This is a genomic window from Sporosarcina sp. P7 (genome assembly GCF_002743425.1).
GTDB lineage: Bacteria > Bacillota > Bacilli > Bacillales_A > Planococcaceae > Sporosarcina.
On record NZ_PDZF01000008.1, the window covers coordinates 1 to 13,582 of the forward strand.

Genomic DNA, 13,582 nt, shown 5'->3' on the forward strand with positions numbered 1-13,582 from the left:
TAAAAGCGGAGCGTTAAGAGCATGTATTTGCACTTAGCGACGAGGAGGCTCAAGCGCGCCCCGCGGAAAGCGTGCCTTTTGTAGCGTAGGGGAACGGACTGTTTTTAAAAATTTTGTCGCAGCCTCTTTGTTGCAGAATATTTTTTCTTTATGAGGCATCCTACGTAAAAAAGAAAGTAGGATGATTATGATAGAAGAAAAATACCCGATGTATATATCACTTAATAACAAATTAGTACTCACAGATCCTCACTCTTCGACATGGGAATACAAAGTAGAAGTAACAAGAGAAGTATATCCTATATTTGAAAAATTATTTTCTCAAATGGAACAACTGGAATTCCAAAACTTTCTTCGCTCACATGTACCGTATGCGCAATATCACTATGATAAAGACAATGATAAATTGGATGTACGATTGAAAAAGGTCTTTGCTTTGATTCATGAATTTACCGATGATGAGTCAAAACGTTTTATCGAGAAACTGCCGCTATTTCGTTGATTCCTCGCTTACCTTTCCGCTACACTAAGGGAAAGGACGTGATTCATATTGCTAAAATTTGAAGATTTACAAGGAGCCCATGTTGAACTGACTTTTGGACCTAATCCACATCATATTGAATCCCGCCATGTGCTCATAATGATTAAGGACGACAATCGTTGGTTATTGACCAAACATAAAATACGTGGAATTGAGTTTCCCGGTGGAAAAGCGGAATCAGGAGAGACAATTGAACAAGCGGCTATTCGTGAAACGATGGAAGAAACAGGAGTCACTTTAGAAAATATTCATTCATTTGCAGAGTATGTTGTCTTTACTGAACCACCTTTTTGCAAGGCCGTTTTCACAGGAGATATAACACATGTAGAAAAAGACTTTACATTAATGGAAACAGAAGGCGCGGTATGGATGACAGACGCTGAACTAGATGCTTGTAATGAACTCAGCTTTCACATGAAAGACCGCGGAATGGGTGAACTTAGGAAGTGGGTAGAAGCGAATGATAGAACAATCTGATGGTAAAATCATACGGAGGAAAGACTATCCCTCCCCAAACCCCCATGTTAGATTGGAAGAAATCACGTATAGTTCTGACGGTTTGTTTGTAAAAGGACTTCTGGCAACACCAAAAGCAAAAGGACGGTATGATGGATTGCTTTATTTACGTGGCGGCATCCAACATGTAGGGATGGTTAGACCAGCGCGTATCGCACAATTCGCATCGCATGGACTGGTAGTATTCGCTCCTTATTACCGTGGCAATCGGGGCGGTGAAGGAAAGGATGAATTTGCTGGAGAGGATCGCAATGACGCAGTTACGGGAGTGGAAGTACTTAAACAGCAAAGTGCAGTCAATTCAGATCGCATTCATCTATTTTCTTTTTCCAGAGGCGGTATTATGGCATTATGGACAGCTATAATGCGCGATGATTTAACTTCTATGGTGACATGGGCTGGAGTTTCAGACGTGGTCTTCACGTACAAAGAGCGACAGGATATGCGGCGTATGATGAAACGTGTCATCGGTGGCACGCCGAATAATCAACCGGATGCGTATCGTGAAAGGTCGGCACTATTCCAGATAGAGAATATCGATATTCCGACACTGATTATCCACGGGACTCTTGACACGAATGTGTCTTTCCAACAGGCGATATTGTTGGAGAATGCATTACGTGATGCGGATAAAGAGTTTGAAACTTGGTACTTGGAAGGCTATACGCATTATATTCCTCCTGAAATGAATCGACAGCTTGTGAAAGAAGCAGTGAATTGGATGAAGCGGCAATGATGAACATTTGCTAGCTTTTATGTGATTACAATAAAAAAGACGCAAAAAGAGGCTGACCAGATTGGTCAGCCTCTTTCGTATGACATTATTTAATGACAGGTGGTCCGCCTTTGATTGCGATGTCTTCGGAAACATGAGAAAACTTCTTGAAGTTTTCACGGAAAGCATCAGCCAAACGGTTTGCTTCTTTATCGTATTCTTGTGGATCTTCCCAAGCATCACGAGGGTGTAGAACATCGCTTGGCACACCTTCGATTTCAAGGGGCATATTTAATCCAAAGATTTCGTTCTTCTTTGTTTCTATATTATCCAACTTACCAGCGATTGCTGCGCGTACCATCGTACGTGTATAGCCTAAGTTCATACGTGAACCTACACCATAGATTCCGCCAGTCCATCCTGTATTCACGAGGAATACTTTTGAACCATGCTCATCTATTTTCTTTCCAAGCATCTCTGCATAGGTTGCTGCAGGGAGTGGAAGGAACGGTGAACCGAAGCAAGTAGAGAATGTTGGTTCAGGAGCAGTGATTCCACGCTCAGTTCCAGCAAGTTTGGAAGTGAAACCGCTCAAGAAGTGATACATTGCCTGTTCTTTTGAAAGAATAGAAATCGGAGGCAATACGCCAGAAGCATCAGCTGTAAGGAAGATGATGTTCTTCGGATGACCAGCAACAGATGGTGTCACGATATTATCAATGTTTTCGATTGGATATGCAGCTCGTGTGTTTTCAGTTAATGATTTATCATCATAATCGGGAATGCGCGTTTCTTCATCTAGTACTACGTTTTCTAAAACAGCACCGAAACGAATGGCTCCGAAAATTTCAGGTTCTTTTTCAGCAGAAAGGTTAATACATTTTGCGTAACATCCACCTTCAATGTTAAACACGCCATTATCAGACCAGCCGTGCTCATCGTCACCAATAAGTTTACGGTCAGCATCTGCCGAAAGCGTAGTTTTACCTGTTCCAGATAGACCAAAGAACAAAGCAACATCGCCTTCTTCTCCAACGTTTGCTGAACAGTGCATGGATAGGATATCCTGCTCGGGTAGTAAGTAGTTCATAACAGAGAAAATAGATTTCTTCATTTCCCCAGCGTACTCTGTTCCACCAATTAAGACAATTCGCTTTTCAAGCGATAAAATGATGAACGTTTCAGAGTTTGTGCCATCCACTTTTGGATCCGCTTTAAATGAAGGGGCTGCCAAAATGGTGAATTGCGATTCATGTGCTTTCAATTCTTCTTCAGTTGGACGGATGAATAGTTGGTGAACAAACTGATTTTGCCAAGCTAATTCATTAATAACCTGGATAGACAATTGGGAGTCTTTATCTGCTCCTGCAAATCCTTTAAAAACAAACAATTCGTCTTTTTTCTTCAAATGTTCGATGACTTTTGTGTATAATGAATCAAAGATCTCCTCTGAAATCGGACTGTTTGTGCTACCCCAATCTACTTTATCCTTAGACACTGCATCTTCAACGATGAATTTGTCCTTAGGTGAGCGTCCTGTATATTTACCTGTACGAGCAGTGATCGCACCGTCAGCAGAAAGTTTAGCTTCGCCTCTTGCCACTGCTTTTTCCGTTAGTTCTGCCACAGACGCTTGGATCGTCACGTTGCTTCCACTAAGAAGACTTTTTAAACTATCATCAATTTTTGCAGATATCATGTTTACATACCGTCCTTTGCGTAGTCGATTTATTTTTATCTTACTGAGAATATCCTAATTCGTAAATAGTATAACACATTAAGAATATTAATCTATACTAATGGAAAACTCAAGTGATTTGGAAGAAATAATTTGACAAAATCCAAACTTTTTAATACGATGTGACATGAACGGATACTCTTATCCCGAGTTGGTGGAGGGTACAGGCCCTGTGAAACCCGGCAACCTGCAATAGACGTAAGTCTAACGCGAAGGTGCCAAACCTGAAGCAAGGTTTAATTCCTTGGACGATAAGAGTGAAAGGTGCTGCGCGTGAAATTTTGCCTTTTACTCATGGATTGAATATGAGTGGAGGGCTTTTTATATTGTCTAGCCCTGAATCCTTATGGTATATGCTTGACGTCTAGGCGTGGAACTTTACCAGGGACTTATGAGAGTACCGTATCATGATGCTTAATATAGGGGGAAATAACATGACAAACCGTCGACTGTTTACATCAGAATCAGTTACAGAAGGCCATCCTGACAAGATGTGCGACCAAATTTCAGATGCAATTTTAGATGCGATCCTAACGGAAGATCCAAATGCGCGTGTGGCATGTGAAACGAGTATAACGACTGGACTCGTATTAGTAATGGGAGAAATCACTACGACAACGTATGTGGATATTCCAAAAGTCGTTCGCGACACTGTTAAAGAAATTGGGTATGTTCGTGCGAAATACGGCTTCGATTACGAAACGTCCGCTGTACTTACTTCCATTGATGAGCAATCACCCGAAATCGCTGCAAGTGTCAATGTGGCACTCGAAGCACGTGAAGGCTCTATGTCTGATGAAGAATTAGAGGCAATCGGTGCAGGAGACCAAGGCCTGATGTTTGGATATGCATGTAATGAAACGCCAGAATTAATGCCTCTGCCAATCAGCCTGTCTCATAAATTGGCACAACGCCTGGCACAAGCTCGTAAAGAAGAACTTATTTCCTATTTACGTCCTGACGGTAAAACACAAGTAACGGTAGAATATGACCAAGATAATAATCCTGTGCGAATTGACACAATCGTTATTTCCACACAACATCACCCTGAAGCAACACTCGAGCAAATCGAGCAGGATATAAAGAATGTTGTTATTGATGCAGTCGTTCCAAAGAACTTATTGGACGAGCATACTAAATACTTCATTAATCCTACTGGCAGCTTTGTCGTTGGTGGCCCTCAAGGAGACTCTGGATTGACTGGACGTAAAATCATCGTTGATACGTATGGTGGATATGCCCGTCATGGTGGCGGGGCATTCTCGGGGAAAGATGCTACGAAAGTGGACCGTTCGGCTTCTTACGCAGCGCGTTATGTGGCAAAGAACATCGTTGCAGCTGGACTGGCTGAGCACTGTGAAGTTCAGTTGGCGTATGCTATTGGAGTAGCTAGCCCGGTTTCTATCTCGATCAATACATTTGATACCGGTATACTATCGGAGACTCAATTAGTAGAGTTCGTACGTGAATTATTTGACCTTCGACCGGCAGGAATTATTAAAATGCTTGACCTACGTCGTCCAATCTACAAACAAACGGCAGCATACGGTCACTTTGGCCGCACTGATATCGAATTGCCATGGGAGCAGACAGATAAAGTGGAAGCGTTGAAAGATCTTGCGAGTACAGTACGTGTGAAGCAATAAAGTAATGAGTGCAGAAAGAGGAATCATTTCCTTTTTTCTGCACTTTTTAATTCTTTGCCGGTGAAATACGAAAAGGAATCATTTCATAGTCTGCCTCTTCATAAGCCCTTTGCAATCCTTTATCCTCTATATCTTTTTTCAAGATTGTCTTCTGTTTTACTTCAATATCAAAAGAATAGCTAAATGGAAAACCCTCCACTTTAATAGTGTGCTGATCTGCAAAGTATATCCCAATTCGTCCTATCGGTAATGAAGGGAAAATACCAGTAGAAGGAATACCATCACGAAAGAATATATGTTCATTCGCTTTGTCGACACCTGGATCATTTACACAACAATATAAGGAAAAGTTGTCTCCAAGCTGAAGCAAAGCAAAATGCATTTCAAAAAGTTCCTTATCAAAACCTTCGACTTCTTTACATAATCGTTCACGACGATTCAGTTCACCCTCGATAAATTGCTTAGCTTCTTTTTTATCGTTACCCTGTATAAACTGTTCATAATGAAAACTACAAAGCATTGCTGCGTAGTGATCAAGCTTTTCTACCTCATCGATTCCTTGGCGATAAAGTACTGTTTTTGGAAGAAGTGGGTAATCTGTGAATCGAAAAGGTGCCGATTTCGCATCATTCCAAAAAGGTTGTTTATCAAAAGGAGCCCAGCCGATGTCGTGGTTACGAATGGCAGTTAATACGGAATGACGCCATTGATCATCAGGAAACATATCCTTTTTCCAGTGTTCCATTAATTCTCCAGCAAGTTGTCCATGATGATGTTGTTGGACGAAGCTGAATGACTTCTCGTGTTCACGTACAATCATTTTACTTCATCCTTTCTTGTCAGGTGAGGAACTATCGTTTTGTATGATTTCTTCTTTAATTTCTTCTTTTACCTTTTCAATTTTATCCATTTCTTCTTGATACATTTCTTCCGCCTCTGTCGTGCCGAGAATAAAGGGGTCTTCATTGAAGTCAATTCGTTTGCCATATCGTAGAAGTTCATAAATAATCATACCGTTATTCGGTTTCCCATTTACGGTTTTCATGGGAATGGAGTCAAATAAAACGAAATAGAAGGCGTAGAATATAAAACGGCTCCAAAATGTTTTGGACTCTTCAAAAAAACCATTTGCAATGAGCGCATTTATTGTGAGCGCCACGACAACGTTAATCAAAATCGGCCCAGCATATATGCATATATAAGCAAAATTACTTTTTCTCTTGACTGAGTCAAAAGTAAACCAGCTATTTATATGATAATATTTACGTATATCAAATACACCGAATTTAAAGAGCCTGGGTCCAGACCCAATGGTCAATCTGGCATTATTTACACCGAAAAGACCACTAATAATAAAATAGCCAGCTTCCCTTATAAATGTAACGACAGGTAAAATGATGAAACAAGAAATTACCAAGCTAAGGAGATCTGCTAAACCGAACATATCACGTCGACTCCTTCTATAAATTCTTCTATGTGTAATAATTCAATAGCTTAAACTGTAAAATACCCATTTACCACAAAAAAAATCGTTTTACTATTACTATTTTATAAACATATCACAAGAAGCCATGTTTAATTTAAGTAAGAGCGGGAAATTATAAAGTATTATCCAAATACATGTAGTATTTTGAGGAGGAATGGAATATGGCGAAAATAGCTGTAGAAGTACCATTTGACGATGTGAAACAAGCACTAGAGGAAAAAGGACATGAAGTGACGATGTTCGCAAGTGATGAACGTCTAAGCGGCTATGACATGGGCGTAATCCGTGCCTTGAGCGACGTCAACATCGACCAATTCGACTTTCCCGTGGTGAGCATTGAAGGCAATTCTGTACAAGACATCGTAGACGATGTGGAAAAAAGATTACATCGCTAATAATTGAATACAATTTATTTAGGACTGAAGAGCAAGCCAATAAAGGGGGTTCTTCAGTTTTTCTATTTGCCAGGTAGTAGTGGCGGGGGGTTACCAATGCAAATGGGATTTTACTAGCTATTCTATTTGTTTAAAGTGTTTCTGTCAGTTAGAAAGCTCCGTTTAATGTGACACATAGCATTAACGAGCAAGAGTGTAGAGAATAGTAAAATACCATTGACTCTTTTTGGATAAGAGATTTTGTTCCTGATGATTAACATTAAACCACTCGGCCCGGTAAATCCTATTCACAATGGTCGTGTGATTGCTTAGCGTAAATGAAAAGGAGACATGCCATATTTGGCACGTCTTCTTTTCATTACATTTGAATGTCAGCTTGACCGAATGCTTCATATTCTTGCATTAATAATTGAAGCGGTAATTCGTACAGTTGTTTCCCATCAATTTTAAATACCCCATTTGAAACGAGCTCTTCAATCATTTTGTCTCGCTTTGATTCACTTACTTTTTTGTTTGTTTTCATCGTGCATTTCCTCCTTGATTCCCCCTCTAAATATAGCCGTTATGATCTCGAATTAAACCGTATAAACCATAGTTGGAACTTTCGGACTGCTCTACTAAATGTGTATATCGTTTTGGCAGTGTAATAGGGACTTATGCTTTATAGTACATTCTTAATAACTTAATAGTGGAATGGCAAAATGAAAAAGTGAATAGTTCTATTCGTAACGGCTTTTTTAAAACCAATGATGCTTAGGGGTACCATTATGAGGTAAGAATAGATATAATCTAGTTCGTGCATTAAATTGTTATTTACCAGAGGAGGTCGCTATGTTTTTCATTGAAGCAAAACGAGTGACGGTAGTTATTTTTGGATCGCTACTTATGGCTCTATCATTAAATTTCTTTCTCATCAATGCAAATGTCTATGCGAGTGGATTTGCGGGTGCAGCCCAGTTAGTATCAAGTGTTTTAAAAGACCACTTAGGCATGACAATTAGTACAGGTATTTTATTATTACTGTTCAACATACCGGTCTTTATTCTGGGTTGGTTTAAAGTAGGAAAAGGTTTCACTATTTATAGTATATTATCCGTTGCGTTCACTACACTATTCCTTGAATTATTGCCACTGCGTTCTATGTCAGAAGATATTATGCTGAATGCGGTATTTGGCGGGGTACTGGCAGGTGTTGGTGTAGGGATATCCCTAAAGCTAGGTGCATCTACTGGCGGAATGGACATCGTGGCGATGATTCTTTCTCGCATGCAGGATAAACCAATCGGTGTATACTTTCTAGTGTTAAACGGTATTCTTATCGTATTCGCTGGGATTCTATATGAACCGGAAAACGCACTTTACACAATGGTTGCGTTATACGTTACTACGTCAGTGATTGACATGATTCATACGCGACATGAAAAAGTAACTGCGATGATTATCACGCACAAAGCAGACGATCTTCAACAAGCAATCCATCGTCAAATGGTGCGTGGAATTACTATACTCCCCGCTAAAGGTGCTTACTCTAAAGAAGATAAGAACATGCTTTATGTCGTGATCACAAGATATGAACTATATGACTTGGAACGGATTATCAATGAGACGGATCCGCAAGCATTTACCAATATCGTACAAACAGTAGGTATTTTCGGTTTCTTTAGAAAGGAAAATGAGAAACTGGCTTAGAACAGAAAATTGATCGTGTATTTTCACAGGAAGACGAACTCCGTTAAAAGAGTTTGTCTTCATTTTTATATACGAAGTCTCACTGTAAACATATTCACTGTGTAATCCTACTCGATAATCATGTATTATTTTGGCGAACGTCAACAGTAAAGATTTGTTGAATTCTTGTGAAAACATTGGAATGTACAGAGAGTTTGTATATACTTGAGTGTGACTTATATTATTTAAGTCATCATGAACGTACACCATAACCGCCATCGTGCGTAGTAAAGTTGGTATTATAGTATATGAAAACATCTATATGGCTAAGAGAGATTCGTCGTCGGGCAAATAGCTGGTTCATCATTACAATGCTTGGTGCACTCGTCATTATTATGCCGGTCGCCTATGTTGTACTGAGTTTCTTCCAGCCGACAGGCGAAAACTGGGAACATATTAAAGAATTTTTGCTTGCTGACTATGTAAAAGGGTCAGTGATTTTAGTTGGATCTGTCGGGTTCCTCTCGACGACCATCGGATTAGTACTGGCCTGGATTGTCGCGGCCTATGAATTTCCATTACGGAAACAGTTTAAATGGCTGTTGATTATACCTTTGGCTATACCGCCTTATATAGCGGCTTATACATACAGTACAATGACAAGCTATACTGGCGTCATTCAATCGTTGTTCCGTAATTATTTTGATTATCAATTCACACCGGGCACGATCGAGATCATGTCATTGCGTGGAGCGGTTTTTGTTCTCACATTATTCCTTTACCCGTATGTGTATATGATTGCGCTCAATTATTTTGAAAAACAAAGCGCATCGTATATTGAGAGTGCTAAAACTCTTGGATTGAATGGTTTCCAAATGTTCTTCCGTTTGGGATTACCTATTGCACGACCTGCCATCATCGCAGGATCGATGCTCGTCATCTTTGAAGTGTTAAGTGATTATGGCGTAGCCAGTTTCTTTGGCGTACGTACGATTTCCACGGCGATTTTCCAGACGTGGTTCGGGATGTATGATATCAATGCGGCTATGCGTTTAGCTGCTTGGTTGCTCGTCATTATATTAGGGATTTTCATGCTCGAACGCTTTTTACGAAAAGGTCGGAAGTATGATACAAACGTGACACAAAGCAGACCACTCGCACGTAAAAAATTACGTGGGTGGACTGCTTGGCTAGCATTCCTTTCTTGTTCTATTGTATTCTTCAGTGCCTTTTTAATTCCTTTTGTTCAACTGATCTATTGGTCACTAAAAACATATGAAAAAGTATGGCGCGCAGACTTCATCACTTTAATAACCAATAGTCTAGTGGCCGCCCTCATCGGTGCATTGATTATAAGCTTCTTTGCGATTTTGGCTGCCCGTACGATTAACTTGTATCCATCCGCTTCGTCAAATTTACTTGCGCGTATTATGACGTCCGGTTATGCGGTGCCAGGAGCAGTCGTCGCAATAGGCGTACTTGCTTTATTTATTACGCTAGATGAGAAACTGGCATTTATTTATCCGAAACTGTTAGGTGTAGAATCGGGCTCACTCGTATTAAGTATGTCGATCGCTATGCTGATCACAGGATACGTTATTCGGTTTATGGCGCAAGGATTCAACTCGGTTGAGTCAGGTTATACAAAAGTACCACCATCTTATCGTGAAGCTTCATTCTTACTAGGACGAAGTATGACATACACATTTTGGAAAGTAGAGTTTCCATTATTACGCGGTTCGATCTTAATTGGATTTGCGTTAGCATTCCTTGAAATTATGAAGGAACTACCGCTGACCTTACTGTTGCGACCTTTTAACTTTGATACGCTCGCGACACGGACCTATCAATATGCAATTGATGAAAGAATATATGAAGCTGCACCATCCTCTCTGTTATTAATTTGTCTAAGCATCTTGTCGGTGATTATAATTTTAAGATTTGAGGAGAAGTGAGAACAATGTTCGTAGACATTCAAAACTTATCATTTCGATATTCAAAAAAACAGCAGCCTGTCATTGATCGCTTTTCATTTACGATTAAAAAAGGGGAAATCGTAGGGATTGTAGGTGCGAGTGGTAGTGGAAAAAGTACTTTGCTACGGTTGCTTGCAGGTTTGGAAGATCCTACGGCAGGCAGTATCGAACTCGATGGCAGATTGATTGTAGGAGATAACACATATATCGAGGCAGAGAAGCGCGGTGTAGGCATGGTGTTTCAGAACTATGCACTATTTCCACATCTGACAGTCAGCGAAAACATTTGCTTTGGCTTACACAAGATGAAGCGTCCTGAGAAAAAGAAGCGTTTGGATGAAATGTTGGAACTTGTTCAATTGCAAGAGTTTGCCAAACGTTACCCCCATGAACTTAGCGGGGGACAACAGCAACGTGTGGCATTGGCAAGGGCTTTGGCGCCTTCACCTTCCATCCTGTTGATGGATGAGCCGTTTAGTAATCTGGATACGAATTTGAAGTCATTGATTCGAATGGAAGTTCGCGATATCTTGCAAAAGGCAAATATTACATGTCTGTTTGTCTCGCATGACCAAGCTGATGTGGACGCAATTTGTGATCGAACGATCTATATTGATTGTGCAACGTATATTGGATCGGACAAAGAATCAATACCTGTTTAACTTTGTACTAGAGAGTATCGGATATATTTCCGATACTCTCCTTTTATTTATAGAAATAAAAGAAAATGAATACTAGACTTATACTCGATATTGTATTACAATTTCTTTAGTACTGAAAATGATTCTCATTACCGTTTGGAGATATGCAACGTATATGAGAAAACAAGGAGAGAAATCAATGTGAAGAAATTTTTATGGGCATTCGCTCTATTAATGCTTGCAGCAGTTCTAGGGGCATGTAACTCAAGTTCCGATAAAGTGGAACAAAAGGACAAACCAGTAAAAGAAGAGACTCCTGCTGAAGATACAACTGATGCAACAGAAGATAAGAAAACGGGTGGAGAAGTAAACGTCTATACGGCTAGACACTATGACGTGGATGCAGTTCTTTATGAAGAGTTCACAGAAAAGACAGGCATTAAAGTAAATGTGATTGAAGCGAAAGCGCCAGAATTAATTGAGCGTCTTAAGCGTGAAGGACAAAATACACCTGCTGATTTATTTATTACGGTTGATGGCGGGATCTTGAACACAGCAAAAGAAGAAGGTCTTTTGCAGCCCATTGAATCTGAAGAAATTGATAAAGCAGTACCAGCAGAGCTTCGCGACACAGACAACGAATGGATTGGATTATCTACTCGTGCGCGTGTGATTGTCTATTCAAAAGATCGCGTGAAGCCTGAAGAATTATCAACTTATGAAGACCTTGCAACAGACAAATGGAAAGATAAATTACTTGTTCGTTCATCTGATAGCTTGTATAACCAGTCATTGATGGCATCATTGATTGCAATTGATGGCGAAGACAAAGCGAAAGAATGGGCTCAAGGTATTGTAAATAACTTGGCGCGCGAACCTGAAGGTGGAGACCGCGACCAAGCGCGTGCAATCGTTGCAGGTGTTGGTGATGTTGCGATTATGAATAGTTACTATGTAGGTCACATGTCTGTTTCAGACGAAGCAGAAGATGTGAAAGTGTTCGACCAGATTGGTGTGTTTTTCCCGAACCAGGAAACTACAGGAACACATATTAATATTAGTGGTGCTGGCTTGATTAAACACAGTAAAAACAAAGAAAATGCAGTAAAATTGATTGAGTACTTAACGACTGTGGAAGCTCAAGAACAATTCACTGCAGAAAACTTTGAGTTCCCAGTTAATAAAGAAGCGAAATTACCAGAAGTGATGGCTGAATGGGGTACATTCAAACCACAAGAAGTGGACTTCGCAGATTACGGTAAGTATAATCCGAAAGCTGTAGAATTAATGAATGAAGTAGGCTGGAAATAAGTTTAACAAAGAGCAGCTCTCGGGCTGCTTTTTTGTTTCTATAAATAAACGCCAACTACCGATTTTATAAGTAGATGAAACATTTCTGGTCTATCATAAGTCATAAGTAGTGTGAAAAATTTTAACTGGTCAGAATAAAGATAGTAAAACTCTTATCCTTTATAAAAACAGTCCAAACGAAAAGACATTCAATTTATGATATGTTAGTGGAGTGTAGAATTTATGTATATAGTGGAGAAGTAGATGTATAAGCAACAACATTCGAAATATCCGCGAAAATTTAGACGATATTAAAATAAGCACCCGCTAATTACGGGTGCTTCAATTAATTCTCTTCTTGCAAGGCTTTATATAATTGACCTTTACGTGCATAATCATTGACGATTCTTGTCATATCTGCGCGATCTTCATCAGTCAACTCACGAACAACACGAGCTGGAGAACCGATTGCTAATGTGTTAGGCGGAATCTTCTTGCCTGGAGTTACCAAGCTGCCAGCACCGATGAATGCCCCTTCACCAACCTCAGCCCCATCGAGAACGGTAGCGCCCATTCCGACAAGTGCACCGGTTTTAATTGTGCAACTATGGAGCATGACTTTGTGACCGATCGTCACATTATCTTCAAGAATTAATGGATACTTTGGGCTTTGATGTAGACAGCAGAAATCCTGTATATTTACTTTTCGTCCTATAATAGTAGGAGATACATCCCCACGTATAACGGTATTGAACCATATAGACGATTCAGGACCTATAGTTACATCTCCTGAAATCGTTACATAGTCCGCAATATAGACGGATGGGTCAATCTCTGGTAATTTACCTTCGTATGGATAAATCAATCAAATCTCCTCATTTCTAAATAATCATGTATAATTTATCGTAACAAACATTTAGTATTTGTGAAACATAAGAATGAAATGGATAGAATAAGCTAGTCAAATAAG

The 13,582-nt window shown here is 39.8% G+C and carries 14 protein-coding genes and 1 riboswitch; of the genes, 9 read left to right on the forward strand and 5 right to left on the reverse strand.

Annotated elements, in window-relative coordinates:
- Positions 1 to 187 precede the first annotated feature (187 nt).
- The 3 genes from CSV60_RS09115 to CSV60_RS09125 are packed head-to-tail and all read left to right on the forward strand — an operon-like array spanning position 188 to position 1,793.
- On the forward strand, positions 188 to 502 hold the full coding sequence (locus tag CSV60_RS09115; RefSeq protein ID WP_233189588.1) for a transposase: 315 nt from the start codon (positions 188 to 190) through the stop codon (positions 500 to 502).
- A 48-nt stretch (positions 503 to 550) separates the two neighbouring features.
- Positions 551 to 1,018, forward strand: a complete 468-nt coding sequence (locus CSV60_RS09120; RefSeq protein ID WP_099636760.1) for an NUDIX hydrolase — start codon at positions 551 to 553, stop codon at positions 1,016 to 1,018.
- Positions 1,002 to 1,793, forward strand: coding sequence for an alpha/beta hydrolase family protein (locus CSV60_RS09125; protein WP_099636761.1), 792 nt, complete (start codon positions 1,002 to 1,004; stop codon positions 1,791 to 1,793). Before CSV60_RS09120 ends, CSV60_RS09125 begins: the two co-directional genes overlap by 17 nt.
- An 85-nt stretch (positions 1,794 to 1,878) precedes the next feature.
- On the opposite strand, the gene pckA is transcribed toward CSV60_RS09125, so the two are convergent.
- Complete coding sequence (gene pckA / locus CSV60_RS09130) at positions 1,879 to 3,471, reverse strand: phosphoenolpyruvate carboxykinase (ATP) (protein WP_099631373.1); 1,593 nt, start codon at positions 3,469 to 3,471, stop codon at positions 1,879 to 1,881.
- Between the two features lie 177 nt (positions 3,472 to 3,648).
- A riboswitch (SAM riboswitch) is annotated at positions 3,649 to 3,768 on the forward strand.
- 176 nt (positions 3,769 to 3,944) lie between these two features.
- On the opposite strand from pckA, the gene metK reads away from it, so the two are divergent.
- Positions 3,945 to 5,156 carry a methionine adenosyltransferase gene (gene metK / locus CSV60_RS09135; protein WP_099631374.1) on the forward strand — a complete coding sequence of 404 codons (1,212 nt, stop codon included), beginning with the start codon at positions 3,945 to 3,947 and terminating at the stop codon, positions 5,154 to 5,156.
- A gap of 46 nt (positions 5,157 to 5,202) precedes the next feature.
- Here the strand turns inward: metK and CSV60_RS09140 are convergent, their stop codons facing one another.
- Positions 5,203 to 5,976, reverse strand: a complete 774-nt coding sequence (locus CSV60_RS09140) for a DUF3891 family protein (protein WP_099636762.1) — start codon at positions 5,974 to 5,976, stop codon at positions 5,203 to 5,205.
- A gap of 6 nt (positions 5,977 to 5,982) precedes the next feature.
- Entirely contained in the window at positions 5,983 to 6,600 is a 618-nt protein-coding gene (locus CSV60_RS09145; protein WP_099631376.1) for a hypothetical protein, read from the reverse strand.
- Between the two features lie 203 nt (positions 6,601 to 6,803).
- Here CSV60_RS09145 and CSV60_RS09150 point away from each other — a divergent pair, with 203 nt between their 5' ends.
- Entirely contained in the window at positions 6,804 to 7,037 is a 234-nt protein-coding gene (locus tag CSV60_RS09150; protein WP_099636763.1) for a YkuS family protein, read from the forward strand.
- A gap of 358 nt (positions 7,038 to 7,395) precedes the next feature.
- Here the strand turns inward: CSV60_RS09150 and CSV60_RS09155 are convergent, their stop codons facing one another.
- Positions 7,396 to 7,560 (reverse strand): Fur-regulated basic protein FbpA, encoded by a 165-nt coding sequence (locus CSV60_RS09155; RefSeq protein ID WP_099636764.1) that lies wholly within the window; start codon positions 7,558 to 7,560, stop codon positions 7,396 to 7,398.
- Between the two features lie 308 nt (positions 7,561 to 7,868).
- On the opposite strand from CSV60_RS09155, the gene CSV60_RS09160 reads away from it, so the two are divergent.
- From CSV60_RS09160 to CSV60_RS09175, 4 genes are all read left to right on the forward strand, one after another.
- A complete protein-coding gene (locus CSV60_RS09160) occupies positions 7,869 to 8,726 on the forward strand; it encodes a YitT family protein (protein ID WP_099636765.1) in 858 nt (285 codons plus the stop codon).
- A gap of 287 nt (positions 8,727 to 9,013) precedes the next feature.
- Entirely contained in the window at positions 9,014 to 10,660 is a 1,647-nt protein-coding gene (locus tag CSV60_RS09165; protein ID WP_099636766.1) for an ABC transporter permease, read from the forward strand.
- 5 nt (positions 10,661 to 10,665) lie between these two features.
- The gene (locus tag CSV60_RS09170; RefSeq protein WP_099636767.1) at positions 10,666 to 11,343 is read left to right on the forward strand and encodes an ABC transporter ATP-binding protein; all 678 of its coding nucleotides are present in this window, start codon (positions 10,666 to 10,668) and stop codon (positions 11,341 to 11,343) included.
- A 180-nt stretch (positions 11,344 to 11,523) separates the two neighbouring features.
- The gene (locus CSV60_RS09175; RefSeq protein ID WP_233189589.1) at positions 11,524 to 12,633 is read left to right on the forward strand and encodes a Fe(3+) ABC transporter substrate-binding protein; all 1,110 of its coding nucleotides are present in this window, start codon (positions 11,524 to 11,526) and stop codon (positions 12,631 to 12,633) included.
- 325 nt (positions 12,634 to 12,958) lie between these two features.
- Here CSV60_RS09175 and CSV60_RS09180 read toward each other — a convergent pair whose 3' ends face one another.
- Entirely contained in the window at positions 12,959 to 13,477 is a 519-nt protein-coding gene (locus CSV60_RS09180; RefSeq protein WP_099636768.1) for a gamma carbonic anhydrase, read from the reverse strand.
- Positions 13,478 to 13,582 lie beyond the last annotated feature (105 nt).